Source organism: Bradyrhizobium sp. SZCCHNS3016, assembly GCF_032484535.1.
Taxonomy (GTDB): domain Bacteria; phylum Pseudomonadota; class Alphaproteobacteria; order Rhizobiales; family Xanthobacteraceae; genus Bradyrhizobium.
Map to the genome: position 1 here is coordinate 183,849 of NZ_JAUETE010000006.1, position 26,699 is coordinate 210,547.

Here is a 26,699-nt window from a genome sequence, read left to right on the forward strand (position 1 = left end):
TGCTCGCCCCGTTCAGATATAGATGCCGCCATTGGCCCTGACGCCGGCGATGGTGCCCGGCAGATAGCTGTCGCCTGACGCCGCCGTGAAGATCACGCCGTTCATGTTGACGACGAACTTCTGCCCGCCGACATTGGCCGCGCCGGTGATGCTCGCAAACACGACGACGCATTCCGCAAGGTCCTGCGCGATCGCAAACGCGCCAGCAAAGACGACCGGCGCGGTGATGGTGAGCGTCGGCAGCGCCGAGCCCTGCGTGTTGATGAGCGCCCCGGAATTGGCCAGGAGGTGACAGCCCTGCGCCCACAGATTGCCAGAGCACCCGCCGCTGATGGTCTGCGTTCCCAGCCGCAGCACCTGGCCGCTGCCCGAGCACATGATGTGCGCGCCGACGCAGGCGCCGTATTCCATGTTCGTCAGGATCACATAGGCGTTGCCACCGAGGATGTTCACGCCGGCGATCGGATCGCCATAGGACGCGCCCGACGCGGTCACCTTGAAACCCTGGAAGCTGTAGGCCGATCCGCAATAGGCGGCCTGGATCGCGCTTTGATTGACGCCGGCGATGACGCAGGCCGATGGATTACCTGAGGTGCTGATGAACGCGACCGAGCCCGACCCCGCCGTCGGCAGCAGCCTGACCGCCGGATAGGTACCGTCGGCGACATAGGCCGTGATGCTGTAGCCATTGAGGTTGACGTTGGCGACCGCATTGACCACCGCCTGAAGCGTCGCGAACGGACCGTGGCCGCCGCTGGCATTGGCTGAGGTGCCGTCATTGGCGTCGCTGCCAAGGGGAGCCGGCGCGACATAATAGGTCAGATTGCGCTTGATGATCGGCGGCGCATCGGCGCCGAGCAGCTGGAAATGCACGCCGTCGAAGCGATAGTCGTTTAACGAGCCGGCAAAGATGTCGCCATCATGCAGCGCCGAGCCGTCCGGCCGCACGATCCCGATCGCGCCGAGGCCGTTGAGGTTCAGCGTCGCGCCCGCGCCTGACGTGCTGGCCGCCCGAATGGCGACCGTCATGCCCTTCTTGTACTCGGCCGGGGCTGGCGACAAAGTCGCCGTCAGCACCCCGGCGGTCGCGCTGGTGTCCTCGCCATAGCGCGGCTGGCCGCGCTGGATCAGATGCGACACCGACGTGAGCAGGCCGTAATCGTCGGTGCCGTTCTCGGCGACGACCGGCGTCACCCCGTCGGCCTTCACGCCGTTGCCGCGCCAGACCGCGCGCAAGCCTGCGATCACGCCATTGAGCCAGTTGGCCTGGATGTCGGTGCCGTCATCGGCATCCGCCGACGAGCAATCCTTGAACCAGGTATCGAGCGCTGCAAAGTTGCGTCCTTCCGAGGGGCGCAGCGTCGTGGCATTGGGCGCGCTCGCGGGGCCGAGAATATCCGCCATCAGATACCGTCCTCAGTTCGTCACATAGGCAATCTGGATCTCCGCGTGCACGACGCGGGATAGGATGCATTCGAGCGGCGAGATGTCGGGGCCGCAGGCCAGCGGCCGGCCTGCCTTCATCTTGCCGGCGAGCGGCAGGCGGCGCGGGCCGCCGGTGTAGGCGGTGCTGTTGTCGAGATCGACGAGGATCTGCAGCTTCGCCGAGCTTTGCCCGCCCGGCTTGGCGCGCCCCGGCTTGGCAAAGCCGGCCTGCGCGCCACAGCGCGCGAGCTGATCGACGCATGCGATCGACCACCCGGCGCGCGCGGCGATGCCGGCGTAGTAGTCGCACCGTGTGCCGCCGATCGCGGCGACCTTGGCGCAGAGATCGGGAAAGGGATCGCAGGCATCCGGCAGGCCATATTCGGCCATCCAGAGATCATGCGTCTCCTTGTGCGTGGCGCACCAGAATTCGAGACGAAGGTCGCAGAGCCGCTGATTGAGGAATGCATAGACCTCAGCCACCGACTTCCAGAACCGCAGCAGCCAAGACGGTTTGCGATATCGTGTCGCGAAACCGCTGCTGAAGGCGTCGGGCTGGAACGCGATCTCGGCGCCGTCGCGCGGACCGCCTTCGTGGCTCTGCCACGCCCGCCCTTTCGGCAGCAGCTTGAGCGCCGAGGCCAGGATGTCGGGCGCGGTCGGACAACGCAACGGCGCCGGGCGCGTTGCTTCGCAAACAGCCATGACTGGATCTCTAGACGAAGCTGACGCGACCGAGCGTCGGGATCTGCCCGGGCAGCTGCGCGATGTCTGCCTCTGGGGAGTTCAGGATGTGCCGCTGCTCGCCGGTCGCATTGGCGACCGCCTGCCAGATCCAGGACCGCGAGAACGAGGCGGGATAGGCGAGATAGGGCATGTTGCCGATCTGGCGATCGATGCCGGCGACACGCGACAGCCGCCGGAACATGTCGCGCAGCTCTGTCAAGACGGCCTCCTGCACGGCCGTGGTGCTCGGCGTGAGGCCCGCGATCTGGATGTCGACCGGGAGCGCCGTCGGCGCAACGACGCTGACGCGCGCGCCGGCGGGTTGCAGCAGCGAGATATGATCGGCCACACCGGCGATCGCCGAAACCGGCGCGATCCCATTCGGATAGAGGTCATCCATCAGGACGAAGACGCGCACGGTGCCGACACCGGCAGCCAGGCGCTCGACGAACACCCGCGTCACGCCAGCCATCTCCAGCGCCCAGGACACGTAATCCGCCGCCGCCCCGCCATGCGGCGGGTTGCGCTTGCGAAACAGGATCCGGCCGCGATAGGTGCCGAGATCGTCGGTGAACGGCTCGCCATCGATCTCGTCGTCGGTGCCGCCGCCGATGCCCTCGGCCGCCGCTTGCGCCGTCGCGGCATCATCGCCGTTGACGCCGGAGACGATCGCGAGATCAGTTCCGGCAATCGTCGTGGTGGCCTGCCCATTCGTGGTCGCAATCACCTCGACATCCACCGTCCCCGGGCCGGCGAGGCTGCCGCCGGCCAGCGCACGAAACTGGATGCCGTCGCTGCGCTGGAACAGCGCAGCCGGGTCAACAGTGATCGCCGCCGCAGCGGTGATCGTGACGTCACCGCGCGCCGGCGCTGCCGGCCGGCGCGCTATTCCAAGCTCCGCGCCATGCAGGTCGAGATTTTCGCCATCGGCGGTCAGGGCGAATTTCTGCCGCTGGATGTAATCGGCGAAGCCGAACACCTCATGCGTCATGCCGCCGATCACCTTAGCGGTCGGGTTGAGGTTGTTGGGCCAGATCCACGCGTCCGATCCCGGGAGATTTGCACGAAAGCGGTCGCGGGCGCGCTGGACCAGATCCTTAAGCGACGGAATGTCGAACATCAACGCGCCATCCCCGTCCAGAGAACATCGAATTTGCGGTCATAGACCTTGAGCCCGTCGCGGCCGTACAGCGCCACGGCCGCCTCGATGCGGCCCTCGGCTTCATAGGCCGTGGCCTTCACGTCGATCCGCACGCAGACGCCCTGATCGAGCAGGCATTGCAGCGCCTCATAGGCGAACTGCTCGCACCAGGTCGTTGCCGGCGCGCCATTGATCGTCATCGGCGCCCGCTCCAGCAGCCACCATAGCGACCCCAGCGGCCGCTCGTTGAGATCGGCCCGCACGTCGATGCCGTCGCCGAAATAGCCGCGCACATCGCCATCGCCGAGGGTATACAGCGGATGATCCGGCTCGACCCTCCGGTCGGTGAACAGGCAAAGAATGACCGCGGTCTCGATCGCGGCCTTGGCGCGCAGGCCGCCGCGGTTCATCGTCTCGTCCGGCTCGGCCGGCGCCCAATCGGCGAAGCCCTGCGCGGGGTCCCAGACGGAATCCCACAGCACATTGCTGTCCGCGGCGCATCCCTCGGCTACGCGGATCACGACATCATTGGCCATGGCTCAGACCGCAAACACCTTGGTGGCACAGCCGCCGCCGCAGAGACCGACGGGCGTTCCGCCGACATCACCGAGATCGACCTTCGGCGACTTGATGACGACGTGCGGGGCGCTGTGCATGATCTGCCCGTCCGAGATCTGAACCGAGGATTGCCCCTTGGTGATGGTCACGTCATTGGCCGTCATAATGACCGTGCAATGGCTGTCGTCGGATTGCGTGAGCCCCTTGCCGATCGACAGCTTGATCGTCGCGGTGTGGTAGAGCTCGAGCTGGTCCTTGAAGACCCGCACCACGTCGCCAGTGTGGTTGTACAGAATGGTCCCGCCTTCCGGCGTGTTCTTCGGCCGATGGTCCTTGTGCTCGAAACCGAGCGCGAGCAGGCGATCCGACCGGCCGCCAAGCGCGAGATAGACGCCCTCCGAGCCCTGCGGCGCGTGCGAGGACAATCCATGCATCTGCGGCCGATAGACGTCCTCGAACGACTCGGTCTTGAGCCCGGTCATCTTGCGCAGGATCTGTTGCGTGCCGCTGTCGTCGGTCTTGAGCACGGTCGCCCGCCGGAGCGTCGCAACCACGCCCTCCTGCCCCTCAGGAAACCAGAGCCACATCAGCTACTCCTCGCCCGCGTCCGAACGCCATGCGGCACCGGCGCCGCCGCCACCACCACCCTTGCCGCCAAGCGCGCGCGGATCGACCAGCGACAGCACGCTGATCGACCCCTGCGCGCGGTCCTGCGAGAAGGTCACCGTCTCGATCGCCATGTCCTGATGGATATCGGCGAAGTCGCTGTCGACGAAGATCAGCGCGCCCGGCTGCCACAGCATGCCGCCATCGTCGCGAAAGCCCTGCACCGTGACATTGGCCTTCAGACCATTGCCGGCTTCGCGGTCGCGGCGCGCGCTCGCCCGCGTCCCGGCACGCTCCTTGTCGGTATCGCCGTCGTGGATCACGATGACGGGACGATAGCGCCCCAGCTCGGCGTCGCGGGCAATACCCTCGATCTGCAGTGCATCCGGCCCGTGACCGTAAGGCGCTTGCCCCCGCACGATCACGTCGGAATGCCGGCCCGACCAGTTGTGATCGGCCTCGATGATCTTGATGTTGACGCCTTCGATCAGCGCCCCGGCGTGGCGCTGCCGGCCGCCTCTGGTGATCAGGATCGAGCCGTCGGCCTGCCCGACCACGAACACGCCCTGCTCACGGCAGAGCTTTTCGAGGCAGCGGAATGCGGTCTCGCCTGGCGTGATCCGATAGACCGGCACCTTGCTCAAGGGCACGTCGGCCGCGATGCCGACGCCGAACTTGTCGAGCGCGGCGCCGATCTCCTGCGGATCCTTGTTCTTGAACTGGTTGGTGTCGTGCACCGCGCTCGAATCGATGAAGTCCTGCGACCTGGAGCGGCCGGAAATCACGGCTTCAGCGACATTGTGCTCGCCGAGCTTCGGCTGGTAGCGATCGACATAGCCGCGGCAGGCAAGATCACCGTTGAGCAGAATGTCGAGCGCGGTGCCCGCCTTGAACGTCCAGGCCATGGCCGCGCCGCCTAGCTCGACAGCCGCCTCGATCTGAAACGTGCGTGCCGCCTCCTGGAACGAGGCGCGCACCATCAGCCGACGCCAGGCCGTCCACAGCCTGCCGTCGGCCGCGACGGTGACCAGTTCTTCCCCCATGGCTTCACCTCGCCAAGGCCTCGATCACGCGCGGCACGAATGACGGATGCCGCACATTGTTGCGCGCCACTAGCTCGGCGGCCCGCGTGGGATCCGCGTACAAGACCCAGGCGAGATCGAGCGACGGCCGGATGCTGGCGCTCTCGACCGTGATCACCGGCGCGAGGTCGTTGATCACCCTCGTCAGCCAATTGATCACGGCGTTGCGCAACTGGTCGATCGCGAGATAAAGCGCGGCATTGCCCGCGCCGGTCGTGTCATAGAGCTCCGCCTCGAACCGCTCGGCGACCTCGCCACGCGCGGTCACGCCATCGGGGCGCGAGGTGAAGGTCGTGCGCAGCACTGCCTCAGCATAGGCCGTGAGCCCGGCGAGCCTCGCCACCCGCGCCGCTGCCTCGGCATTGACGGAGGCCCGGGCCGATGACGCCTGGTAGGGGGTGCCGTTGAGCACGAGATGTGCCGAGGGGAACGAGGCTGCCAGCGCAAGCGCGGCCTGCCTGGCCGACGGCGCCGGCATTGCACTACCGAGATCGCGCACCGTCTGAATCAGCCGCGCCGCCAATGCACGCGCGGCGTCACCAGGCGCCAGGCCGTCATTGATCGCATCAGGCACGTCAGTGATGAGACCGGCGACCTCGTCGCGCAGCTTCGCCGATGCCGCCGGCGCTGTCGGATAGCCTTGGCGCAGTACCTCGATCGCTGCCGCGGCGCTCGCGAGCGTATCGGCCGCCGCGGCAATGACATGGTCGGGCTGGCCGAGCGTCACGATCGCCTGCGGAAAAAGCACCGAGACCGTCGCGGCCAGCTTGTCGGCCGCGACAAACCCGACATTCTGCAGCAGCGGGACCGAGATCAGACCCGACGCCGCACCCTTGCGGACGAATTTGAGCTCGAAGGCCACATAGCCCATCTGATCGCGCTGCGTCGCACGCTCGAAGCTCTGGCAATGAACCGTGACCGGCCCGAAATACGGCACCACCAGCATGCCCGCGCCGCGCGAGGCCAGCGCCGCCTTCAGCGCCGTCGCCAGCGCGTCGGCGCTGTCGCCATGCACATAGGCCGAGCCCGAATAGACCCGGGGCTCCTCGCCCAGATCCTCGACAAAGGGATCGTCCCGGTTCGGGAAGCTGTGCACGACCAGGCCGCGCCCGCCCTCCTCCTTGTCCTGCTCGAAGAAGAACGGCACGCCTTTGAAGGAGGCCGGCCATAGCGTCTTAAGCCAGTCGCGGCTGGCCTGAGATGTCGCCATCAGTAGAATCCTCACCTCGTATTATACGAAACAGAACGGCGGCTGAAAGGGCCGCCGTTCGACGTGCCAAGCACTATCGTCCGGCCGGCAACATTTAACCCATGGAGGGCCATCGCCAGCTGGTAGCGGTACGGCTTGTTGCTACACGAAATTTCGGCGGCCTTGGGCCAACCCGGACAAGTCTATAATTGGCATCCGCCTGTCGCCGTAGTCACCCGATCTCACAAGCTGGCCCGCCTGGGAGTCGTCTGGAACGCTTCTCGTTGTACCGGGTCTTGCGCAGGAACAAATTTTGTGGTGCTCTCTGTGAAGTAGACAATTTTAGATTGATAGCGTTTTTTGGGGAGGGGTCTTATGGGACCCGGGTGGCGGCTGTTTATGCAGGCGAGCGCCTGCGCTGCGATATTGGGCGCGTGTTCGCTTTCGCCGGCGGTCGAACAAAATAGCTTGGATTATACAGGAACGATCGAACAAGTTGCTAACAAGTCCCTGGTTACGAATATTCTACGCGCGCGTGACGGCGCCCCGCTCTACTTTCCCGATTTATCTCTGATACATGGCGCAATAAGCGCCAGTGTTTCGGCGAGCTCTACGCTCCCTTGGAAAGGTCCTTCTACCGGCTCGACTGGAATTGGGCCACTCTCCGCAGGTTCGACTCCCGGATTTGACGTCGCACCAGGCAATACGAAGCAATTCTATCTTGGCCTGATGAATCCGATCAGCGATCTGATGTTTCGAAACTTCGTAGCAAGTGCGCAGGGCTATGGCAGTTTCGAAGAAGTTTTCCATATGTTGGTTAGCGGGATCGAGGTTGGCCAACCAGGTTCTTCTCCGCGGCTGGTCGCCTGGTATGACGAGCACGGGGGTGCCGAGTATCTTGCGATCGCGAACCGCTGGCTATGGGGTGGAAAACCTCCAATCATCATGAAAACTAAAGGCGAGACGGCAAAACCGTTTGGCCCTCCTATACCTTTAGACGCAAAAGCCATCGTAGAAGCCAGTTCTGCCGGACTCGACGTTGTAGATGCAGGCGAAGGCCGCATGCAGTTCATGAAGGGCGGCGGTGGCTCCGAGCCTATTGTTTGTTTCTGGGATGGCGAGGTCTATACACCCGTTGCGATCGTATCAAACAGCGTTGGAAAGGGACCGGCTGGAGGTATCAGTTTTATTAGGAGCATACCAGGCTGCCCGGGTCGCGCGAACGGAACACGTTACGCACTCCACTTACGCTCGACCCGGCAAGTATTCACCTATCTTGGATCGATAGTTGACAATCCTCAGTTCCTTAGGCCGGGAAACGGTCCAGGCGGCGGCTGTCCGCGACTGCCTATTTCTCTCTCCTCGACTCCCACGGATGATGTCAGATTTTCGGTCGCATATCGCAATTCCGCTTATTACGTGTCGGGCTTCGGTCACAAGATTATCTGCGGGAATGCTGAGGTGCTGGATCGGACGCTGCCCGTGTTGGCCATTCTGAGCATTCTTCTCAACATTAATCGTGACGCCAATGAGATACCATCAACCAAGACTGTGCAGGCGGCTGGCGGTTAGACAGTACTGGGAGGAGTTCATGAACTTGAAATCTATTTTCATAACTATCTGTGCGGTGGCGACTGGATTCTTGTCGTCCGCCGGCGCGGCAACTCTTTCCTCCAAGCAACAGAAAAGTTGCACAGCACAAATTGTTGCCGCCGAGAAAAAGGCGGCTTCAGCTGGACTGCTTTGCTCGATTTGGACAGACCCTTACTGTCGCTCATTGGCAGTTGAGAGAGGACTAATTGCCAAGATTTGCTCTGATGCACCTCTTGCGGAGCCCAAATAGCGACGTCGCCGCAGGACGCCAGCGACACACCTCAAGGTTACGGTAGCGCTCCCGCCTCCGGCATCGATCGCCCCGTTGAGCCGGTCGATCCTGTTGTCGTGGTCCCGCTCGACCGAAACACGTTGATGGCGTTCTGAACCCGCTGCTCGATCCGTGTGAGAAAGTCGGGCGACGGCTCGACCGTCACCTTGGTCTCCAGCGTGGCATTGCCGACCACCTCGGCCTTGGCCGGCTCGGCCGAGCCGATGCCCGTGGCCTTGCGGATGTCGTCCATCATCCATTGCGACGCAAATTGCCCGCGGCCGGGTATTCCGGCCGGCGCGTAGCCGAGTTCCGTCAAGTCGCCCTCGATCTTCGCCCGCTTGGCGTCGTTCATCGCCTTGAGCTGGGCCAGATAGGTCGGATCGCTGTCGCCGTATACAGCGGCAGCCCGTTCCGAATCCTCGATATCGTGCAAGGCGTCGAACTTATCCGGATGCAGCCCGGCCAGGCTCTTCATTCGCTCGCTTGCCGGCAAGACGTCCCGCCGTGTCGCGATGTCCAGGATCGGCGCCAGCATGGCCGTCATCCGGGTCAGGCCGAACTTCAGGCTCCCGGCGGCGCTCTCCCCGCGGAAGATGCTCCCGGCACCGCTCAACAGCGACGACGCCGAGTCGGCGCCGACAGCACCGGCGAGCGCGGCACCGAAGCCCAGCTCGGCCGCCGAGCGCAGCGGGTCCTTCTTGGCCCGCTCGCTCATGTAGCTCAATCCGCTCGACAGCCAGTTCATGCCCGTCGTCACGCCGGGCATCAGCGGCGCAGCCGTATTGCCCAGGAGATTGTCGACCTGCGCGCCGATCGCCTTCTGCAGCACTTTCGGATCGTGCTGCAGGAAGTCGTCGGCCGCCTCGCCGCCCATGGCGCCGTGCACGAGCGCGGCATCCTTCTGAATGCGCGCCTGCTGCGTCGCAAAGATGCTCATCATCTGCGCGGTCGTCTGCTGCGAGGCGATCGCCGCGATCACCTCCTGGATCTGCGCGGGGTCCGTCACCCCCTTCTTGGCGAGCGCCGGGATCAGCACGTTGTTGGTCCAGGCGTAAGGGTCGGTCGCGCCAGGCTGCAGATACTCCTGGCCCACGATGCCGCCCGGCTTGACGCCCTTGACGTTGCCCGTCGTCGTCTTGATGACCTTCGATGGATCGAGCAGCCCATAGGTGGCCAGGGCCTCGACGGCCTTGTTCGACATCTTGCCGCCGACGAACTGCGTGTAGAAGCTCGACAGGGCCTTGCCGGCCGACGAGCCGCCCAGCTCCTGCGCCAGGGTCGGCGCCGTCTTGAGCATGAAATCGTCGCTCAGGGCGTTGGTTGCGGCGCGGCCATATTTGAACATCTCGTAGTAGTCGGTCGGCCGCAGGGTGTCGCCGAAGACGTTGATGGCCTTGGCCATGCCGTCGATATAGTGGTTGAACTTGGCGAGGTCCTGCGTGACGCCCTTGATCTCCATGCCCTTCACGAGCTTGTCGAAATCCTCGCCCAGCTCCGCGGCATGCTCGGGATGGGCGCCCAGGGCCACGACGCGCAGCTTCATCAGGGGATCGAGGATGTGCGTCGCCTCCTCGAAACTGCCGACCACGGAGCGGATATTGCGCGCGGTGTGCATGATCTCGGTCTGAGAGACCGACTTGTAATGCGCCGAGAGCTTGCCCGCGATGTCGTCGGCCTCGGCAATCTCCTGCGCGGACATGCCTGCGGCGGACATCCGCACCTCCTCGTGCGTACGGTCCGAGGCCGCCTGCGCCGTCCGGGCCGCGAGCGCATGCACGGCGCGCGAGCCCTCATAGGCCGCCGCAGCGCCAGCGGCCATCTTCGCCGCGCCGCCGATTGTCACCGCCCCCCGCTGCAGCCGGCTCGCCTGCCGCTCGGCAACCGATGCCATGCTCATTTGCTTCTGCACATCGCGGTTGAGCGCATTGGCCGCACGGGCGATGCGGTTGATCTTGTTCGCGACGGCGTCGAAGGCGCCGCCGGTCGCGTCCTTGCCCTTGATGACGGCAGTCGCTTCGAGGATCGTTCCCATCTACTTCCGCCTCTTCCGCAACGCGATCGCCCGACCGGCCCAATAGTCCAGCTCCGAAAACCCCATGCGCCCGCAGGCCTCGGCATCGACGATGCGCTCGACCAGCACGAGGTAATCGCAGATGACGCCTATGGAGTCGGCGTCGCGTCCTCGAAAAAACTCAGCACCCCGTTCTTCACTGCCATGGCGTCGAGGATCGACAGGTTGTTCATGGCGAGCAGCGGATCCGGCTCGACAATCATCCGTTCGGTATAGGCGCGGATCACCTCGTCATTGTCGACCAGCGCCATTCCGCCCTTGGCCTTGACCCACGTGCGGGGGTCGCCGAGCACCCAATAATCGGCGCTGGCCGGCTCCTGAAGCACCACGGCCGCAATGCGCCCCTTCGGCCCCTCGATCGGCCGTTTGAGCGGAATGGTCTTTCGTTCGCGTGCCATGCGCCCTCCCCCGCTTAGCTGTTGAGCTTCTGGTACTGCGGCCCCCGGATCTCGCAGCCCTCGACCTCGCCGGACGAGAGATTGACATCGGGCTCGCCGACGATCCGCGCCGAGGTGAAGATGTGCGTGCGGCTGTTGTCCTCCTCGACGATGGTGACGTCGAGCGTCTTCCGGATCACGTCGTTCCACACGATGCCGGACCGATCGCGAAACTTGATCTTCGCGCCGAACAGTTTCGGGCTGGCGGTGAAGCAAGGCGAGCCGTCACCATTCGCCTTCGCCTCCACCTTGATATTGGTCGGCTCGATCGAGATGTCGGCGTCGCTCGGCGGGAACCGATCGGTGCCGGCGGTGACGGAGATGCGACCGCCGAAATTGCTGTCGCCGGGATCATTGGCCATGGTTCATTAGCCTCAAAGCTGTTGCGGAATGGGCGCCAGGGGCGAGCGCGGTTAAACCGCCGCCGCGCCGGATGCGGTCTGATATTGCAGATAGGCCGTGATGTTGGCCGCGAACACCCGCAGCTGATTGACGACGTCGACCGGCAGATAGGCGTTGAGCCGGTTCGCGTCGTTCGGGTCGCGCTCGACATTGACGAATTGCGCAAACAGATCGGGCTTCTCCAGCACGCCGAGCGCGACCAGATCGTTGTAGGCGTGGATCAGCGTGTTGCGCACCGATTTCGGGGTCGCGATCTCGGCCAGGTTGAAGGGGTTGTCGTCCGCCAGCGCCTGGCGCGCATGCTTGTCGGACACCGCGGTCTTGAAGTAGCGGGCCACGAACATCAGCTGAAACATCGTCTCGACGTCACGAAAGGTGCCGTCGGCGACGCCTGCAGCCGTCTTCTGGTAGGTGGTCACCAGGCGATCGATGGCGACCAGGCCATCGGAGCGCACCTTGCAGCCGGCGATGCCATCGGCATAGAGCGCCTGGCGGTCCGGGATATCCCACCACAGCGAGCGGTCGCGCGGCGGCAGCACGCCTTGCAGCACCAGCGTCTGCAGAGGGCGCGAGACTTCCGGAGCATCGCCGAGATGCGCGCTCGCCATCGCCGCCGCAGCAGCCGCCCATTCCCACTCCGGCGTCGGCGATCGCTGCGACCCGATCACGGTCACATGCTGGTCGTTGCGGCTGTTGCCGAAGGTCACCAGCGCCGACAGGGTGCCGTACTGCGTCGAGAAGTAATGCCCGTAGAGCTGCTGAATGGGCGACCAGCGGCCAGCACTGTCGTTCAGGAAATCTCGGACAGCATTGAGCGACACCGCGTCCGAGTAAGGACCGGCCAGGAAATCATATTCCTGATCGCCGAGACCAGCGAGCGGCCCGGCAAGGTCGGGAACGCCGTTGCCGCCCGACAGCGGCACCACGGCAGTGTTGGCCGCCGACAGCACGTTCGCCTCGTCGGTCGCGAACGTCACCTCCTGCCCGTTGAACACAGCGCCCTTGTGCACGGCCGTCACGTCGACCTTGCCGGCCGCGGCGCCATCCACCGCGGCCGTGATGGGCAAGCCCACGGCATTGATCGCAGCAGCGGCATTGGCCGCGACGATCGCGGCCGTATCGGAGGCGTTGACCTGGAACGTCACCCGCCGCCCCATCACCCACAGGATGCCGGCGCCGGTCACACCAGGCGCTGTAAACGTGAGCGAGCCCGCCGCGGCCGCGCCTGCGGGATCGGCCAGCGGCAACACCCAGATCGGCTGGAACGGCGCATTCAGCCGCGCGATGCGATACATCGCCACCAGCATCGATCCGACTCCGAACACCGCCGCGGCCTCGCGCTCGTTCTGGATCGGGCCATACACGGTGCCGACGGGCGCCGAGCCCGCCGCGAGCTTCTGCCCGATCAAAAGAATGCGGGGGCTGCCCTGATATGGCGTGCCGCCGGAATTGATCTCGGCATAGAAGAAGGGCACCAGCTCGTTGCCCGGAATGTTGTTGAACAACACCGACATGGTGACGTGACTCCGCGTTTGCACGACGTGATTGGCGTCGGCGAGGCTTGGACTTTCTGGTTTGATGGGCCGTGCGCCGGACTAGGGCGTGCTCTCAGAGGTCATTCCTGATCGCAATCACCGGGCGGAGCAATGCCCCCTACCCGCAACAACGAATGAATCGATGGCTCCAACGAAAGTCCGAGTAGAGCCACAGACGGCTCTCGGACCAATTGGAAAACGGAACACAATTTGCGTGGTTCGTTCACGACTTGACGCTGGTCCAGCGTTCTTGTGCAGTGTCTGCCCATGACGTGCCGAGCGGGCGCATCGTGATCCAGGTCTCAACTAGCTTGCCGTCCTCGATGCGATAGCTCTGCATGCCCGCTCGGCTCTGTATTTCACCTGTTTTGGGATCCGGCCACTGGAATGAAAAACGAAACCAAGCTCGATCAGCTGTGAATGTGTGGTCGTAGACAACGACACGGATACCCGGTCGGTTCTGGTGGACGTCTTTCAACTCTGCCGCATAGGCTTCCCGCGTCACGGTCCGGTCCCCATTCTCGTCGTGACGAATGTAGTTTGGCCCTACGCAGCTCGGCACGAGATCATATTCGCGTTCGTGCCAGACCCGCTCCCATCGGTCGAATAGGTCGCGTACTTCGTTTGACATCCGTACCCCTTGCGTTGTTACCCAAGCCTAATTCACTCGATGCCGACTTACTCGCCTATTCGTTGAGCACAACAGACGGGTCGAGATATCTAATTTCGGTCAAGGGCTGTTGCCAGTCGGGTGTTGGCACAGCCCGTGGATCCCCAGTTTCGGAAATACCCCCTCCGTTCGGGGGAATTTTCGCTTCGTGCCAGAAGTCGAAATGAAACACAGTGAAACAGCGCAAGAATAGAATTGCCGATCAGCAAGGTTGGACGCCAAAGTTGTTTCCCACATCGCCTGAACTAGAGAGCAAAATTGTTCACCGAGCAGCCTAAAGTTGCGGGAACGCGGAGAGGGCTGACGATGAACGGTATCCGAACGGGATTTCTGGATTCTATTGGCAATACGCCACTGATCAGACTGCGTATGGCGTCGGAGGCCACAGGTTGCGAGATTTATGGTAAGGCCGAATTTCTCAACCCTGGTGGGTCGATCAAGGATCGCGCGGCGCTCGCCATGATCAATGATGCTGAGCGAAGTGGCAGGCTCAGGCCTGGCGGCGTCATCGTCGAAGGCACGGCGGGAAATGTCGGTATCGGCATTGCGCTCGTCGCGAACGTACGCGGCTATCGAAGCGTGATCGTGATGCCTGACACGCAGAGTCAGGAGAAGAAGGACATGCTGCGATTGTGTGGCGCGGATCTCCGACTAGTCCCCGCCGTTCCGTATTCGAATCCCGGTCACTACGCTCGCTATTCGGGTAAGCTTGCCGAAGAACTCGGTGCATTCTGGGCCAACCAGTTCGACAACGTCGCTAATCGCGAGGGCCACTACCGCACAACTGGGCCGGAGATTTGGGAACAAACGGGTGGAAAGATCGACGGCTTCACCTGTGCCGTCGGCAGCGGCGGGACTTTGGGTGGGGTTGCGCGAGCCCTCAAGGAGCGCAATCCAACCGTCAGGATCGCGCTCAGCGATCCGATGGGGGCTGCGCTCTATAACTGGTTCACCAAGGGAGAACTGACGACCGAAGGAGATTCGATCACTGAAGGAATAGGGCAAGTGCGTGTGACAAGGAACCTGGAAGGTACGCCAATTGATGTAGCGTATCAGATCACGGACGAGGAAGCGTTACCTATTCTGTACGATCTGATCGAGCACGAAGGGCTGGTGCTAGGTGGATCGAGCGCCATCAATATCGCTGGAGCCATGCGACTTGCGCGCGACCTCGGTCCCGGTAAGACGATCGTGACCATCCTCGCGGATAGCGGACAGAGATATCAATCCAAGCTGTTTAATCCGGAATTTCTGCGCCAGAAAAATCTGCCGACCCCACATTGGTTGGGATAACAATTCCCGTCAGTCGGGCATTGCATTCCTATACATTGGCAATGTCCGCTTCGGACACCGCCGACGTGGCTGCAGTAGGCTCCACCTCGGCCTGTTGCACTTCGATGACGTCACCGTCGCGAAGCCGACGCGTCCAATATTGCGACCGCGCTTTCCATTCGCCGCTCGCAGCTAGCGGGGCACCGGTTTGGGGATCGCGCACGCGTACGACGCCATCTGTCGCGACCGGCGCCGGTTTCAGAAAGATGTTGTCCATTATCCACCTTGCAGATTGTCAGCGCTGGCCTGCACCGGCTCGGTACCGTTGACGCCGGGTTGCGGGGCCGTCTTGATGGCGACGGCATCGAGGTTGACGCGTGTCGGCATCACGGACGCGGCGCGCGCCATGCCGAGTGCGAGATCGTGCAGATAGGTGGACGCGCCGAGCTGCGTTGCGATCGCCTTGAGCGCGGCTGGCAGCCGGTCGAAATCCGCCGGCGGCGAGGCCGGCGCCGGATCGTAACAGGCCTCTTTCACGCGGATGTGGCCCCGGATCGTCCGGGCCGCAAGGCGGATGTTTTCCTCGCCCGAGCGATGCTTGATGGTGGAGTGCCACTCCTCGAATGGCAGCTTGACCATCTGTCGGAACAGCGCGCCGGTCGGCCCGAAATGCAGCGCGTGATAGATCTGATCTTCGAGCACGCCGAGCGAGGCCTCGATCGACGCGTCGGTGTCGGCATAGTCGACGATCACCTCGCCGTCCTGATGGAAGTTGGCGACGAGAGAGATTTCGAAGACGAGATCGACCTCGCCCTTGTAGAAGGTGGGTCCGGCCTGCGCGATCTTGGAGAGCGACGAGTTTTCCGTGAACACCGCGATCAGCGGGCGCCTTTCGTCGTCGGTCAGATCATCGAACGGATCGATGCGCGAGTCCGAGACGTAGGCGCCTGCGATGGTCGGCCAGGGGCCGTTGCTCGGCAGCAGCGCCGAGGGGCGCAGCGCTTCCAGCGCCGTCAGCCGCAGAAATTCGCGCGCCAGCATGGTTAGATCCCATTGAGCGTGAGCCGGACAAAGCCCGGCGTCGACGGCAGGACCTCGTGAATGCGGAAGCGCCGCCCGGTCGCTTCCTGCGTCACGAGATCGCCGGTGCGCGGGCGCCAGGCCAGACGCGAGAGGTCCAACGAGATGTAAGGCCGATCGGTCGAATGCCCGGCGCGCTCCGGCTTGACGCCTGCTTGTGCGAAGGCCCCGGCACCGGCGCGGGCAGCGGACTCGCCGAACGGGCACAGCATGTGCTCGACCACGGCGCGCGCCGGATCGGAGATCAGCGGCGCGTTGCGATCGGTGTCGTATTTCATCGGGGCGAAGGTGAAGCGCTCGCCCTGGATACGGTCATGCGTCACCGCAGCAGCAGCGACCGCACGCGCGAACGGTGACGGCATGGTTCCCATTCCGGTTGAATATTTCCGTCATGCGCGGACTTGGCCCGCGCATCAATTTCCCTCTTCTCAAGGTGCACCGAAGGAATCACCGAGACGCGTGCCCGGCTATGATGCCAATCTGGCCGAAGCTACAGCTTCGAGCCCCCGTCGATCGATGCATTTGAATTCAGAACCACGTCCGCCCCCTAAGCGATCGGTCTTAGCGCAAACCGTACGGTCGGGAGAAATTGAGCGTCTCAGATGAGCCAAGAGGGGACATGGCTAAATAAGGATGGCTTAGCCGTCGTTAACCTACTGGGGCTAATACACATGGCTAAATAGAAGGACGTTATCGATGCCACAACGCGTCTTTTTTATCCTCGATTTTGATCGGGATTTTCTGCGCGCCAAGCTCGTACGCGACGCTTGGGAGCTCAATGGCAAAGGAGAGACTTTGCCACTTTATGACGCAGCCGGGTTTGAAGAAGCAACACGGCGTGCGGGAAGCATTCAGAACTGGATCGACGAACATCTTCGAGAATGTTCCGTTCTTGCTGTGTTAGTTGGCTACGAGTCTTACAAAAAGCCTTGGGTACTCGATGCGGTAAGAAAAAGCATTGAGCTAAACTTAGGCATCCTTGCAATTGATATTCACGGGATCTGCGATCCCCATGCCGGCACAGATGTTTCGCACGGACTATGCCCGCTTGATCTTCTCAGACTATCAATGACGAAATATCGACGTTACGAGTGGATCAGGCATGATGGTGACCACAACATCGCGGCTTGGGTCGACTATGCCGCAAATGCAGTCCGCCCCAATTTTTATCGGAATACATAGTCCCGCTTCGGGCCAAGCGCTACCTGACTTCTAGACCGCCTTCCGGCGGTTTCAGAGGTTTGCAGGGCGATGCCGCATGATGGCGAACTCCTTGGACACTTGAACCGACTTTCTTGCTGCCAGACGCCACGGCACCCTACCCGACCCTACGGTCGATGATCACGGTCCCCGTCCCATCGCCGGCCTGGGCGGCGTCGCCGGCCAGGCCAACGCGCGTGTTGTTGTTGGCCGTCTTGGTGAAATTGAGCGCGGTCGCGTCCCAATACAAGGGATCACCGAGCGCCCAGGCGGCTCCGGCTGCCTTCGGCTGATCGGCGAAGACACCCTCGCGGACGATGGCGACGGTGTCGCCGGGATTGGAGTCGTTCATGGCGACGCCGAACAGCGCGCCAATCAGGACCGGGAGGCCGCGATTGGTGCCGCCGGCCGGCGAGACGATGTCGATGGTATCGCCCTCGTGACGATAGGTCTGCATGGGAGGTTCTCACTTGCTGTGCTGGACAAGATGAATGGCCGGCGCCGAGACGCTGGCCGCATGTGGTCGAAACGCCCTTGTCAGTTGCCGGGGTTCTTGACCATGCCGCGCCAGTCGATCGCCTTGGCGGCGAAGTCGAGCCGGCCCTTGATCTCGATGCCATCCACTTCGAAGCCGAGCCGGCTCTCGGTGTAGAGGCCTTCCTCGCCTTCGAGATAGGCGTATTCGATGGTGTCGATCAGCGCCGGGTCGGCGAAGACGTACCAGGCATTGCCGGACAGCCGCGCCTCGGTGATCTGCAACAGCGAGCCGGCAAACGGGTTCACCTGCGCGTTCTGCGTCGGGTACAGGGTCGTGGCCAGGAACTGCTGGCACTCGGTCTCCTTGTCCGGCGACACCACGATGAAGGCCGGGGTCAGGTTCAAGGGCTCGGCATCGGCCGCCTTGAGCGCGAGGCCCTTTTGCTTGCGCATCAGCGAGCGCGCCTCGTTGAGCGAGGCGATCGCGATCGCCGCGCCGGTGCCGAGGTTGCCGTGCTTGGCATCGAACAGCGCGGTATTGTCGCCCATCTGCGGATTGCTGAGGATGATCGCCCAGAACAGCGAGGACTCGGTTTCGGCCGCGGCACGGCCGAGCAGCATCGGCAGGCGGTCGAAGGCGCCGAGGTCGTCGTTGATCAGCGACTGCCGGGTGATCGAGACGATGCGGCCATAGGTGGCCAGCGCGTACTGTTCCTTGCCGTCGCCGAGCGCCGCGTGCTGGTACTCCCCGCCTTCCTTGACGGGCTTGAACTGCGGCAGGTTGGACAGCTGCACAATGGCGCGGGCCTTGAAGTCCGGCGCGTTGTTCTGGCGCGACAGCTTCTTCCAGTGCTGCGGCGCGACCTGATAGGCCATGCGCAGCCGCTTGGAGACGACATTGGCCAGGACCGCCGGGAAGTCCGAGGTCGCCATCATCCCGCCGGCACGGGTCAGGCCGGAGTCGAGCCCGAGCAGGCGGGTCGCCAGCTCCATCTTGCCGAGGCCGCGCAGACGCTGGCCGGTGGTCTGCTCGAAATAGACGCGGCCCATCTCCATCAGCGACATGCCGCGCCACTCCCGCGCGGCGTCGTCGAGCTGGATCGCCTGCGGGTTGGCGCGGTGCAGGATCGCGTTCTCCAGCGCCGCGCGCATGGTGTCGCGCTCGTCGGCGATCACCTGGACGCGGGCGGATATCGGGGTCTCCGCGGCGCGGGCCGCGATGGCGTTGAGCACGGCCGAGCGCACAGTATCGACCGCCGTGCCGGCGTTGATGTGGGTGGCAGCGAAATCGGCCGGCATGCCGTGACGCAAGGCGAGCGTGGTGATCTCGGCGACGCGGGCGCGCTCGGCCTCGACAGCGCTGCGCACGGCGCCATCGGTCGCCGCCGGTACGGCCGGCGCGGTCGCGGCAACCGGCGCGGCGCGAGTTTCGGTCGCAGCCGGGCTCGCGCCAGGTGTGGGGGTTTCAGGCTCCATTGTGGACTCCCTCTGGTCGGGCGCAGCCCGCTTGATGATGATGGGAAAGGTTTCGTCGGTGCCGCGCACCTGGGCGCCGGCATCCGCGGGGATGGTGACGAAGGACACCTCGAACGGCGTCCATCGGGTGGCGATGCGCTTTTCGACATCGCCTTTTTTCTGCGGCTCCTCGACACGCAGTTCGTCGATCGCGTAGCCGACGGAGACGTTGCGGATGATGCCCTCGGACACCATCGCGAACATGCGGTCGGCGCCGTCATCGACGCCCTTGCTCGGAAAGCGGATCAGCGCCCGCCCCTCGCTGCCGTCGATCCAGGCCTTTTCGATCACGCCCACCTGGCTTGCCGTGCGGTAGGCCGAATGGCTGTCGAGCGCCGGTGCCCCGGCATTGAGCCTGGTCAGGTTGACCGCCGAGCGCGAGACTTCGAGGATCTCGTCGAACGGCACGGACGTATCCCAGCCGGTCCAGCGTCGGCGCCGCACGGCAGCACCCGTGGTGAACGTCACCTCGACGGTGCGCTTGTCGTGATCGACGGAGCCGACCGGCAAATCGCGCGTCTGCATCGGCAGCGCGGCCGGATCATTTGCCGGGCTTGCCGCCGCCGGACTTGGTTTCGACATTGGTGTTGACCTCGGTTTCGGATTCAGGCCGCGCCCCGCCCTTGGTCGAGGCGGGCGCCTGGCGCGGATCGGTGTCGAGCACGATCTTTCGCTTATCGATCTCCTTGAACCACGCCTCGATCTCGTCGAGCTGCGTGTCGGGATCGACGCCCCAGGCGAGCACGAATTGCGCCCAGGTCATGCGGCCGGAGCGCACCGCGAGGATGTCGGCCTGCATTTCCTTCATCGGATCGATCGGCTCGTTGGCCGGCATGATCCATTCAACTGGATAGCCGCCCTCGCGACGCGGCAGGATGCCGGTGTCCTGCGCCAGGCCGACCCAGGCCTCCCACAGCGGATCCAGCAGCATCGCGACCAGCGTCAGATACTGAAACTGCTCGATGACGCGCCGAAACTCGATCTTGCCGGCTTTGAGCGAGGAGAAGTTTGCCCGCGTCAGATCGCCCGTGAGCTGGTCATAGGTGAGGCCCGCACCAGCGGCGAGCGCCTGGAACGTCGTGCGCAGCACGCTGTCGAACTGCATCGACGACGACGGCGAGACCGCCTGCACCTCCTCGCCCTGTTCGAGATAGGCGACCATGCCCGGCGCGAAATTCTCGATGCGCCGCTGCTGGCCGGAAGCGCCCGCCTGCTGCGTCGCCTGCGCCAGGGTACGCGCCGAGCTCGTCGTCTTGACGAAGGCGGCGAGGCACGCCTCGATCCGCGACTTGACGACGATCGCCTCCTGCAGGTCGGCGACGTCGCGGCCCGTGAGCATGACCGGCGCCAGCCAGGGAACGCCACGCCCCTGCCCGATCCGCTCCTTGCGATAGGCGTGCAGCATCTCGGACGCCGGCACGCGGACTGAGGCCGACGGCATCACCAGGCCACGCGCGCCGGGATGCACCGGGAAGATCCAATAGGCGCGGCGCTTGCCGTGGACGTCGTATTCGATGCCCTGATCGACGATGACGCCTTCGATGTCGACAGCGTTGGCCTGCGGCCGTTCCGCCATCAGGATGCGGTCGCGCGAGGCGTCGAGATGATCCGGCTCGAGCAATTGGATTTCGAGCGGCACCACGCCGCGCGCCACGCTCTCCTGCGGCACAGGCACCAGCCGCGCCAGCACCTCGCCGGACTCGACGATGCAGCCGGCCGCGAGCGCCAACAGGCCGTCAAAGTTGAGCTGCCCCTCGCGGTCGCATTGTTTCGACCATTTGCGCCAGGCCGCCTTGACCCTGCGGTCGAGCGCCTTGTTGCCGGTGTTCGGCTTCGGCATGATGCCGGTGCCGACCGCATGCGCAGTTGTGACCGACTTGATGCGGGTGCCCCACCAGGTGTTACGCACGAGGTCGCGCGACCGCGCCCTTAAGCGATGCAGCGCGGCCTTGACCTCGACATTGGCCGAGGCATTGGTCGCGCGCCAATTGTCGGTCCGCCTTCCTCCCATCGCGCCGTCATAGTGGCGGACCTGATCGAGGCTGACGCGAGCAGCGGCCCGGCGCAGGCCGGCGGCCGGCGCGAAGAACGCGACGACGCGATCGAGCACATTCATGTTGGAAAGCCTCAATCGCGGCAGTGCCGGACGTAGGACACACGCGGGGGCGCCGCCGAAGGCGACACCTCTTTCACCATGTCGTCGAGGGTCGCGATCATCTCCGCCCGCGAGCGATATTCGACCTCGCGGCTATCAGGCCCCGAGCCGAACTTGACCCGCCGCGCCCCGGTCGCGATCGCCGCCTTGAGCGCGTCGATGTCGTCCTGCGTATAGGCCATCGCGCATCACCGCCGGCTGATGATCTTCGCCACGTTCTCAAAGCCGCGCTTGGCGAAGTAGAAGCTCACGATGAGGTTGGACGTCGTCGCCGCGAAGCCGGCGAGCGGGTCCGTGCTGCCGAGCCCGAGCACCTTGTCGTAGATCAGGAGCTTGCCGAGATACGCCGCCACGAAATAGCCCATCAGCTTGTCGGGCTCATACCAGCGGCCAAGCTCGGCGATCCGGTATTGCGTGATCGCGTTGGTCTCGGCCGTCTGCGCTGCGATCTCGGCCGCCGCCAGATCGGCCGCCGTCTTGGTGTCGGTCACCCCGGCGGCGACCTTGGCCTTGTAGGCCTCGATCAGCCCCTTGATGACCGGGCCGCCGAGGAAACTGAGGATCGCCATCCACACGGGGTCAAGCCCTCAACAGCGAGCGCACGCGGGCTGCGATCGTGACGGCCGAAATCGCAGCCAGAATGTAGCCGAGGGTCTGCGGACTGCTCTGCAAGGCCTGCGTGACCTTGTCCTTGAGATCAGCGTCGCCGACGGCCGGCGCGACCTTGTCGAGAAGCGCCAGGCCCGAACCGATGCCGCCGAGCACATAGCCCCACAGGACGGTGACCGACTGACCGCAGATCGCCCAGACTTTCGACCAGAAGCCATCCGCCTCATCGTAGAAGGTCTGGAACGCCGGGATGCGATGCAAGATCGGCCGCAGCAACAGCGCGTAGGCCGCGATCAGGCTGGGAACGACTGCGAGCACAAAGAGGATCTTGCCGAACATGAGAGGTTAGCTCCGCTTGAAGGTGAGGACGACGGCCCGGACCAGGCTTGCGACGAGATCGCCGATCGAGCCTTTGGCAGGATGGGTGATCGACGGCCGCGGCGACGGCGTCGCATCCGAGGGCCGCGGCGCTGATGGGACCGACGTGGTGGTTGGGAAGATCGAGGCGTCCAGCGCCTTCATGGCCAGCAGCAGGCCGGCGCATCCGAGCTGCTTGTCGACGACATCGGGATCATAGATGCCATCGCGGACATATTTGCCGGAACGGTACTGATCCGTGCCTGCCCAGATGTAGGGCGACGGCACGCCACGTCTGGCGTAGCCGAGCCCGTTGTACTGTTCGAGCAGCGTCAGCGTGCCGCCGATCGACCAGTCCTTCCAGCGCGCCGCATACGGCGCGCAGTTGGCCAGCGCATCGACTGCCGCATCCTCCCAGCTCTTGAACGGCCCGCGCCCGGCCGGAACGTGCACCGAGACCCGGCCCCACGGATCGCCTTGCGCGAGCGACGCACTCCAAGATTGGCTGCTCTCGCGCTCGTGGATGACCGCGATGACGTGCCAGGGCACGCCAGCGCGCACAGACACGACCTGATAACGTGCGTTGCTCGCGACCAAGCGGCGGGCCACGGACGAGAAATCGCGCGTCGCCTTCGCCCGCTGCCAGCGCGCTAGATTGTCCGCCTTCAAGGCGGTGAGATCAAATGGCATGGAAGACCCCAAAATGAAAAAGCCGCCCAAGAGGGCGGCTTTTGATGAGGAATAGTCGATATTAACGGCAGTGAACGAGTTACAACTTCAAGTGACGGCATCCCCGATAACATGCTAATAACAACCGGATTGTTTGCGGCAAATGGTATACAATGAGCCAGTTTCTCACTGATCGATGGAATGACATCCTCGCGTTAAACAGTTCCCAGTGGCTGGTTATTGCTCTTCTTTCCGTAACTGTGGGAACTGCTCTCTTCTATCTGTTCAACTGGTTGTACTCGCAGCGCTTCCAAGCGCAGAGCGACGTCATCGGCCTTCAAAAGCTACACCTGGAACTCTATGCTGGACAGCATCAAAGCGCCGCGCTTCCCGCCCCAACGGATAAGACCGCTACTCTCATTCTCCCCAGCGAGTGGGAGCCATTTCTCGATCAGCCTATGTGGTACCTGAAGACAGAATTGGACGCTTGGCAGGGCGGACAACAAGGCGCGAATCGCAACAGCGCCGACCTCGGTTTCGTTCAAGACGCGAAGCTCTTCCAGATTTACGTCCGACTTTATGAACGTCTTGCGCCTGATAAGCACGAAGACTTTCGGAAAGAGCAGGAGAATTGGCTAGGCAAACGGCGGACCATGGCCGAGGCGGCGGTCAAGTCTCACGGAGGGAGCTTGGCCCCTCTTGAATTTAATCTTGAGTTCATCGAAGTCACTGCGGCAAGGATCAAAGAACTTGAACAGCGATTGTCAAAGACATGAAGCGTGACCGAGTATAGCTGGCGGGCTGACGCGCAAGCGCCGCGCGGAGACTGCCGTTCTTGAACGCCTCAGTCGGCCATTGGCCCGCCTCGGGCACCCTGCTACGTTGGCCATCCGCCTGCTGTCGGTTCGACAGACGACCTCCCATATCCTATGGCCGCGCGCCTACCGACTCAACCATCCACTGATATCGCGACCGATCCAGCCCGAGCCCGGAAGCTCGCTTTGCGAGCGCGCCTCCGGTGCATCGTCGCTTAGCCTATTGGGCAGTTCCAATGGCTCGTCGGGTGGCGAACCATCATCTGCCTCTTGCAAAGTGGACATCGAGGCCACGGGACTTGACGCAATTTGAACCGTCAGTGGTCGCGGCGCGAACAGATCGCCTTGCGTGGTGCCAGGCGCGCGCTCGCGGGCCAACACCTTCCACTCCTCCTCCGTCATTGACGACAGGCCGAGGTGATCGGCGATCGCCATGTTGTAGACCCGGCAGTCGAGGAAATGGTTTTCCTGCGTGCCACGCGGGCGCCAGCCTCGCGTCATTCGCCCGCGCGAGCGGATTTCGGCGAGATATTCCGCGGTCACCTGCTTGAAATAGACCTCGTCCAGGAACTTGCCGAAGTGGCAGTAGCCGGGCGGATCGACCTCTCGTCCCGCTGATTTTCCCTCGCGTCTCAGATCCTCGTACCAGTGGCCTTTGAGCGACCAGGTGCCGACCGGCCACAGCTTGACGAAGCCGAGCTTGCGGCCGTTGAGGTCGATATCCTTGACGCTCGGCGTGCCAATCGCCGGCAGGTGCCAACCGTCGCGGCCGTCGACCGCATAGGCGTTGTGGCGGGTCGTGCACCAGAGATAGACGACATGCGAGCGGAAGCCGGAATCGACAGCGAAGCCGTCAACCCGCCGCTTGCCACCGAAGGCATCGGGCCACTCGCGGTCATAGAGCTCCGCCAGCTTTAGGAAGGCGCCGGCATTGGCGTTGGTGGTGTCGCCTTCCAGCACATCGACGTAGACCACCCATGACTCGCGGTTCGGCGCCCAGGCGACGACCTCGACATAGATGCCGTTCATCTGCACGTCGGCGGCGGCCGTCAGCATCAGGCCGCGCGGCGGGATGCGGCCGCGCGGATAGTCCTCGCGCCGCTCCATGAGCCTGACGTGATCGGGCGCATCGCCCTTGATCTCGAAGGCCTCGCCGAGCGTGAGGTTGTAGAAGGCCTTGAGCTTTGCCGGGTCGCCCTGCGCGTTGAGCCAGCGCTCGGCGATCTTGTCCCAGGGCACGAAGGGCGAGGACATCGCGTCGATATGGTACGACGGAAACCGCCCCGGCCCAGGCGCGGTCGCGACCCAGGCACCGCCGCGCACCAACTCGTTCTTCTCGTGTGCCTCGACGATCACCCCGCAGCATGGCGCCACATAGTGCGCCTGATAGGGATAGGCCTCGTTGAACCGGAACTGCGGCCCGAACCGAAACGGAAAGGTGCCGCCGCAATGCCGGCAAGTGATGTGCCAATAGCGCTGATCGCCGGCGTTGAACTGCTCGTCGATGTAGCAGGCGCCCTTGACCGTCGGTGTCGAGATGTTGACCTCTTTCCAGTCGCCGGTCGCCAGGAACGACTCGTACCGCGCCTCGATCATGGTGTGCGGCGAGCCCTGGCCGTCGAGATCGGCCGGATACTCGCTCGCCTCGTCCTTGATGATCTTGCGCTTGGTCTTCGAGCGCAGATCGGCGGTCGAGTTGGCGATCGCCAGCGCCATCGAGCCGCCGGGATAGCGCTTGAGGTACGTCGTCGAGCCCTCACCCGAGCGCGACACCTGCGGCTTGACCTTGGCTTTCAGCGCCGCCGACTGCTCGATCGCCGGGTTGAGCTTGTCGGCAATGAAGTCGGCCAGCGCGCCGTCGGTCGGCTGCACCAGCAGGATGCCGCCTGACGGATCGGTGTCGATCGAGGAGCCGACGATCGCGATCGCCATCACCGTGAAGCCGGTTTGCGCGCTCTTGCGGATCACCTCCTTGTTGACGGATGAGTCCGGACCGCTGTTGTTCAGCGGCTCGACGACGTAAGGCGTCAGCGCCGGGTCCCATTTCTCGTTGGCGCGCGGGCCGTCCGGCACGATCAGGTTCTGCGCGGCCCACTCGGCCGGCAGCACCTTGCGCGGCGGCGCGACCAGGGATCGGATCTCGCTGATGAACAGCGCGACGCCGGAGTTCTTGAAGTGCAACATGATCCGGCCTGGTTATGCTGGCTCGCCCACCTCTCCCGGCTCGATCATTGATGGCTGCGCGGTCGCCTCGATCGCGCCCATGGCCTCGGCGATCGCCGCCCGCATGTCCCGCGCAACGTCCTTGAGCGCGGCACGCGCGCCCTGCACGCCGTCCCTGACGACGGCGGCGGCCACGGTCTCGGCGGATGTCGGCAGGCGGTCGACGATCCGGATGATGGCCTCGGCGACCTGCATGCCGGCCTCCCTCACCTCGGCGACCGGCACCAGCCGGCCGAGCCGCTCCTCAAGGTCGAGGAATTTTAGATCGGCCGCATATTGCGCCGCGCGCGCCTGGTGATCTCGCAGCACCGGCGAGGCCGGCATCTCCCAGGCCTCGATTTCCGCCCGCGTCTCGGCAGCCCCTTCCTTGACGGCGTCCCCGACCTCGCCGACGGCCCGATCGAACTGCGCGAGGTTCACGAGCTTGGTGCCGTTCGGCCCCGGCCGGGTTTCGAGCCGGCCCTCACCGACCAGCGCGTCAACGCGCTTCGCAATCGCCTGCCGCGATTTCCCCTTCTGCCGTGCGATTTCCGACACAGACAGCCACAGCCCGGCATCAAGAGCGAGGAGCCCATCCATGCGTGTCAACCTGTCAACCGTGTCAACCCAGATTCCAAC

General features: G+C 64.0%; 28 protein-coding genes. 4 read left to right on the forward strand and 24 right to left on the reverse strand.

What is annotated here, in order from left to right; translation table 11 throughout:
- Positions 1–12: 12 nt before the first annotated feature.
- The 7 genes from QW881_RS14130 to QW881_RS14160 are packed head-to-tail and all read right to left on the reverse strand — an operon-like array spanning position 13 to position 6,748.
- Positions 13–1,404 (reverse strand): hypothetical protein, encoded by a 1,392-nt coding sequence (locus QW881_RS14130; RefSeq protein WP_316158459.1) that lies wholly within the window; start codon positions 1,402–1,404, stop codon positions 13–15.
- Positions 1,405–1,416: 12 nt separating this feature from the next.
- Entirely contained in the window at positions 1,417–2,130 is a 714-nt protein-coding gene (locus QW881_RS14135) for a hypothetical protein (RefSeq protein WP_316158460.1), read from the reverse strand.
- Between the two features lie 10 nt (positions 2,131–2,140).
- Complete coding sequence (locus QW881_RS14140) at positions 2,141–3,271, reverse strand: baseplate J/gp47 family protein (RefSeq protein ID WP_316158461.1); 1,131 nt, start codon at positions 3,269–3,271, stop codon at positions 2,141–2,143.
- Positions 3,271–3,828 carry a phage GP46 family protein gene (locus tag QW881_RS14145; protein ID WP_316158462.1) on the reverse strand — a complete coding sequence of 186 codons (558 nt, stop codon included), beginning with the start codon at positions 3,826–3,828 and terminating at the stop codon, positions 3,271–3,273. The genes QW881_RS14140 and QW881_RS14145 overlap by 1 nt, the downstream gene beginning before the upstream one ends.
- 3 nt (positions 3,829–3,831) lie before the next feature.
- Entirely contained in the window at positions 3,832–4,437 is a 606-nt protein-coding gene (locus QW881_RS14150) for a phage baseplate assembly protein (protein ID WP_316158463.1), read from the reverse strand.
- A 3-nt stretch (positions 4,438–4,440) separates the two neighbouring features.
- Positions 4,441–5,499: a phage baseplate assembly protein gene (locus tag QW881_RS14155; protein WP_316158464.1), complete on the reverse strand. Its 1,059-nt coding sequence runs from the start codon at positions 5,497–5,499 to the stop codon at positions 4,441–4,443.
- A 4-nt stretch (positions 5,500–5,503) separates the two neighbouring features.
- Positions 5,504–6,748 carry a DNA circularization N-terminal domain-containing protein gene (locus QW881_RS14160; RefSeq protein WP_316158465.1) on the reverse strand — a complete coding sequence of 415 codons (1,245 nt, stop codon included), beginning with the start codon at positions 6,746–6,748 and terminating at the stop codon, positions 5,504–5,506.
- A 378-nt stretch (positions 6,749–7,126) separates the two neighbouring features.
- Between QW881_RS14160 and QW881_RS14165 the strand changes: the two genes are divergently transcribed.
- Complete coding sequence (locus QW881_RS14165) at positions 7,127–8,299, forward strand: hypothetical protein (RefSeq protein ID WP_316158466.1); 1,173 nt, start codon at positions 7,127–7,129, stop codon at positions 8,297–8,299.
- A gap of 308 nt (positions 8,300–8,607) precedes the next feature.
- Here the strand turns inward: QW881_RS14165 and QW881_RS14170 are convergent, their stop codons facing one another.
- From QW881_RS14170 to QW881_RS14190, 5 genes are all read right to left on the reverse strand, one after another.
- Positions 8,608–10,626 (reverse strand): hypothetical protein, encoded by a 2,019-nt coding sequence (locus QW881_RS14170; RefSeq protein ID WP_316158467.1) that lies wholly within the window; start codon positions 10,624–10,626, stop codon positions 8,608–8,610.
- A gap of 128 nt (positions 10,627–10,754) precedes the next feature.
- Positions 10,755–11,063, reverse strand: coding sequence for a hypothetical protein (locus QW881_RS14175; protein WP_316158468.1), 309 nt, complete (start codon positions 11,061–11,063; stop codon positions 10,755–10,757).
- Between the two features lie 14 nt (positions 11,064–11,077).
- The gene (locus tag QW881_RS14180; protein ID WP_315792457.1) at positions 11,078–11,464 is read right to left on the reverse strand and encodes a hypothetical protein; all 387 of its coding nucleotides are present in this window, start codon (positions 11,462–11,464) and stop codon (positions 11,078–11,080) included.
- A 51-nt stretch (positions 11,465–11,515) separates the two neighbouring features.
- Positions 11,516–13,018 (reverse strand): phage tail sheath subtilisin-like domain-containing protein, encoded by a 1,503-nt coding sequence (locus QW881_RS14185; RefSeq protein WP_316158469.1) that lies wholly within the window; start codon positions 13,016–13,018, stop codon positions 11,516–11,518.
- 244 nt (positions 13,019–13,262) lie between these two features.
- Positions 13,263–13,670 carry a nuclear transport factor 2 family protein gene (locus QW881_RS14190; protein WP_316158470.1) on the reverse strand — a complete coding sequence of 136 codons (408 nt, stop codon included), beginning with the start codon at positions 13,668–13,670 and terminating at the stop codon, positions 13,263–13,265.
- Positions 13,671–14,015: 345 nt separating this feature from the next.
- On the opposite strand from QW881_RS14190, the gene QW881_RS14195 reads away from it, so the two are divergent.
- Positions 14,016–15,002 carry a cysteine synthase A gene (locus tag QW881_RS14195; RefSeq protein WP_316158514.1) on the forward strand — a complete coding sequence of 329 codons (987 nt, stop codon included), beginning with the start codon at positions 14,016–14,018 and terminating at the stop codon, positions 15,000–15,002.
- A 28-nt stretch (positions 15,003–15,030) separates the two neighbouring features.
- Here the strand turns inward: QW881_RS14195 and QW881_RS14200 are convergent, their stop codons facing one another.
- The 3 genes from QW881_RS14200 to QW881_RS14210 are packed head-to-tail and all read right to left on the reverse strand — an operon-like array spanning position 15,031 to position 16,423.
- The gene (locus tag QW881_RS14200; RefSeq protein WP_316158471.1) at positions 15,031–15,258 is read right to left on the reverse strand and encodes a DUF2635 domain-containing protein; all 228 of its coding nucleotides are present in this window, start codon (positions 15,256–15,258) and stop codon (positions 15,031–15,033) included.
- Positions 15,258–16,022, reverse strand: a complete 765-nt coding sequence (locus QW881_RS14205) for a hypothetical protein (RefSeq protein WP_316158472.1) — start codon at positions 16,020–16,022, stop codon at positions 15,258–15,260. The genes QW881_RS14200 and QW881_RS14205 overlap by 1 nt, the downstream gene beginning before the upstream one ends.
- Before the next feature lie 2 nt (positions 16,023–16,024).
- Entirely contained in the window at positions 16,025–16,423 is a 399-nt protein-coding gene (locus tag QW881_RS14210; RefSeq protein ID WP_316158473.1) for a hypothetical protein, read from the reverse strand.
- 334 nt (positions 16,424–16,757) lie between these two features.
- Between QW881_RS14210 and QW881_RS14215 the strand changes: the two genes are divergently transcribed.
- On the forward strand, positions 16,758–17,243 hold the full coding sequence (locus QW881_RS14215) for a TIR domain-containing protein (protein WP_316158474.1): 486 nt from the start codon (positions 16,758–16,760) through the stop codon (positions 17,241–17,243).
- A 136-nt stretch (positions 17,244–17,379) separates the two neighbouring features.
- Here QW881_RS14215 and QW881_RS14220 read toward each other — a convergent pair whose 3' ends face one another.
- From QW881_RS14220 to QW881_RS14250, 7 genes are all read right to left on the reverse strand, one after another.
- Positions 17,380–17,718, reverse strand: coding sequence for a DUF2190 family protein (locus tag QW881_RS14220; protein WP_316158475.1), 339 nt, complete (start codon positions 17,716–17,718; stop codon positions 17,380–17,382).
- Between the two features lie 80 nt (positions 17,719–17,798).
- Complete coding sequence (locus QW881_RS14225; protein WP_316158476.1) at positions 17,799–19,835, reverse strand: prohead protease/major capsid protein fusion protein; 2,037 nt, start codon at positions 19,833–19,835, stop codon at positions 17,799–17,801.
- Positions 19,795–21,369, reverse strand: coding sequence for a phage portal protein (locus QW881_RS14230; RefSeq protein ID WP_316158477.1), 1,575 nt, complete (start codon positions 21,367–21,369; stop codon positions 19,795–19,797). Before QW881_RS14230 ends, QW881_RS14225 begins: the two co-directional genes overlap by 41 nt.
- 11 nt (positions 21,370–21,380) lie before the next feature.
- Positions 21,381–21,590 carry a phage head-tail joining protein gene (locus tag QW881_RS14235; protein WP_315729094.1) on the reverse strand — a complete coding sequence of 70 codons (210 nt, stop codon included), beginning with the start codon at positions 21,588–21,590 and terminating at the stop codon, positions 21,381–21,383.
- Positions 21,591–21,596: 6 nt separating this feature from the next.
- Positions 21,597–21,983: a hypothetical protein gene (locus QW881_RS14240; protein ID WP_316158478.1), complete on the reverse strand. Its 387-nt coding sequence runs from the start codon at positions 21,981–21,983 to the stop codon at positions 21,597–21,599.
- A 4-nt stretch (positions 21,984–21,987) separates the two neighbouring features.
- On the reverse strand, positions 21,988–22,356 hold the full coding sequence (locus QW881_RS14245) for a hypothetical protein (protein ID WP_316158479.1): 369 nt from the start codon (positions 22,354–22,356) through the stop codon (positions 21,988–21,990).
- Positions 22,357–22,362: 6 nt separating this feature from the next.
- Positions 22,363–23,064 (reverse strand): hypothetical protein, encoded by a 702-nt coding sequence (locus QW881_RS14250; RefSeq protein WP_316158480.1) that lies wholly within the window; start codon positions 23,062–23,064, stop codon positions 22,363–22,365.
- Positions 23,065–23,216: 152 nt separating this feature from the next.
- Between QW881_RS14250 and QW881_RS14255 the strand changes: the two genes are divergently transcribed.
- Positions 23,217–23,819, forward strand: coding sequence for a lysozyme inhibitor LprI family protein (locus QW881_RS14255; protein ID WP_316158481.1), 603 nt, complete (start codon positions 23,217–23,219; stop codon positions 23,817–23,819).
- A 165-nt stretch (positions 23,820–23,984) separates the two neighbouring features.
- Here QW881_RS14255 and QW881_RS14260 read toward each other — a convergent pair whose 3' ends face one another.
- Both QW881_RS14260 and QW881_RS14265 read right to left on the reverse strand, forming a co-directional pair.
- A complete protein-coding gene (locus QW881_RS14260) occupies positions 23,985–26,042 on the reverse strand; it encodes a phage terminase large subunit family protein (protein WP_316158482.1) in 2,058 nt (685 codons plus the stop codon).
- Positions 26,043–26,054: 12 nt separating this feature from the next.
- Positions 26,055–26,660, reverse strand: a complete 606-nt coding sequence (locus QW881_RS14265) for a hypothetical protein (RefSeq protein WP_316158483.1) — start codon at positions 26,658–26,660, stop codon at positions 26,055–26,057.
- Positions 26,661–26,699: the final 39 nt, after the last annotated feature.

Coding starts and splice junctions, on each gene's coding strand:
- QW881_RS14130 (WP_316158459.1), bottom strand. CDS start 1,404: ATGGCGGATATTCTCGGCCCCGCGAGCGCGCCCAATGCCACGACGCTG.
- QW881_RS14135 (WP_316158460.1), bottom strand. CDS start 2,130: ATGGCTGTTTGCGAAGCAACGCGCCCGGCGCCGTTGCGTTGTCCGACC.
- QW881_RS14140 (WP_316158461.1), bottom strand. CDS start 3,271: ATGTTCGACATTCCGTCGCTTAAGGATCTGGTCCAGCGCGCCCGCGAC.
- QW881_RS14145 (WP_316158462.1), bottom strand. CDS start 3,828: ATGGCCAATGATGTCGTGATCCGCGTAGCCGAGGGATGCGCCGCGGAC.
- QW881_RS14150 (WP_316158463.1), bottom strand. CDS start 4,437: ATGTGGCTCTGGTTTCCTGAGGGGCAGGAGGGCGTGGTTGCGACGCTC.
- QW881_RS14155 (WP_316158464.1), bottom strand. CDS start 5,499: ATGGGGGAAGAACTGGTCACCGTCGCGGCCGACGGCAGGCTGTGGACG.
- QW881_RS14160 (WP_316158465.1), bottom strand. CDS start 6,748: ATGGCGACATCTCAGGCCAGCCGCGACTGGCTTAAGACGCTATGGCCG.
- QW881_RS14165 (WP_316158466.1), top strand. CDS start 7,127: ATGCAGGCGAGCGCCTGCGCTGCGATATTGGGCGCGTGTTCGCTTTCG.
- QW881_RS14170 (WP_316158467.1), bottom strand. CDS start 10,626: ATGGGAACGATCCTCGAAGCGACTGCCGTCATCAAGGGCAAGGACGCG.
- QW881_RS14175 (WP_316158468.1), bottom strand. CDS start 11,063: ATGGCACGCGAACGAAAGACCATTCCGCTCAAACGGCCGATCGAGGGG.
- QW881_RS14180 (WP_315792457.1), bottom strand. CDS start 11,464: ATGGCCAATGATCCCGGCGACAGCAATTTCGGCGGTCGCATCTCCGTC.
- QW881_RS14185 (WP_316158469.1), bottom strand. CDS start 13,018: ATGTCGGTGTTGTTCAACAACATTCCGGGCAACGAGCTGGTGCCCTTC.
- QW881_RS14190 (WP_316158470.1), bottom strand. CDS start 13,670: ATGTCAAACGAAGTACGCGACCTATTCGACCGATGGGAGCGGGTCTGG.
- QW881_RS14195 (WP_316158514.1), top strand. CDS start 14,016: ATGAACGGTATCCGAACGGGATTTCTGGATTCTATTGGCAATACGCCA.
- QW881_RS14200 (WP_316158471.1), bottom strand. CDS start 15,258: ATGGACAACATCTTTCTGAAACCGGCGCCGGTCGCGACAGATGGCGTC.
- QW881_RS14205 (WP_316158472.1), bottom strand. CDS start 16,022: ATGCTGGCGCGCGAATTTCTGCGGCTGACGGCGCTGGAAGCGCTGCGC.
- QW881_RS14210 (WP_316158473.1), bottom strand. CDS start 16,423: ATGCCGTCACCGTTCGCGCGTGCGGTCGCTGCTGCTGCGGTGACGCAT.
- QW881_RS14215 (WP_316158474.1), top strand. CDS start 16,758: ATGCCACAACGCGTCTTTTTTATCCTCGATTTTGATCGGGATTTTCTG.
- QW881_RS14220 (WP_316158475.1), bottom strand. CDS start 17,718: ATGCAGACCTATCGTCACGAGGGCGATACCATCGACATCGTCTCGCCG.
- QW881_RS14225 (WP_316158476.1), bottom strand. CDS start 19,835: ATGTCGAAACCAAGTCCGGCGGCGGCAAGCCCGGCAAATGATCCGGCC.
- QW881_RS14230 (WP_316158477.1), bottom strand. CDS start 21,369: ATGAATGTGCTCGATCGCGTCGTCGCGTTCTTCGCGCCGGCCGCCGGC.
- QW881_RS14235 (WP_315729094.1), bottom strand. CDS start 21,590: ATGGCCTATACGCAGGACGACATCGACGCGCTCAAGGCGGCGATCGCG.
- QW881_RS14245 (WP_316158479.1), bottom strand. CDS start 22,356: ATGTTCGGCAAGATCCTCTTTGTGCTCGCAGTCGTTCCCAGCCTGATC.
- QW881_RS14250 (WP_316158480.1), bottom strand. CDS start 23,064: ATGCCATTTGATCTCACCGCCTTGAAGGCGGACAATCTAGCGCGCTGG.
- QW881_RS14255 (WP_316158481.1), top strand. CDS start 23,217: ATGAGCCAGTTTCTCACTGATCGATGGAATGACATCCTCGCGTTAAAC.
- QW881_RS14260 (WP_316158482.1), bottom strand. CDS start 26,042: ATGTTGCACTTCAAGAACTCCGGCGTCGCGCTGTTCATCAGCGAGATC.
- QW881_RS14265 (WP_316158483.1), bottom strand. CDS start 26,660: ATGGATGGGCTCCTCGCTCTTGATGCCGGGCTGTGGCTGTCTGTGTCG.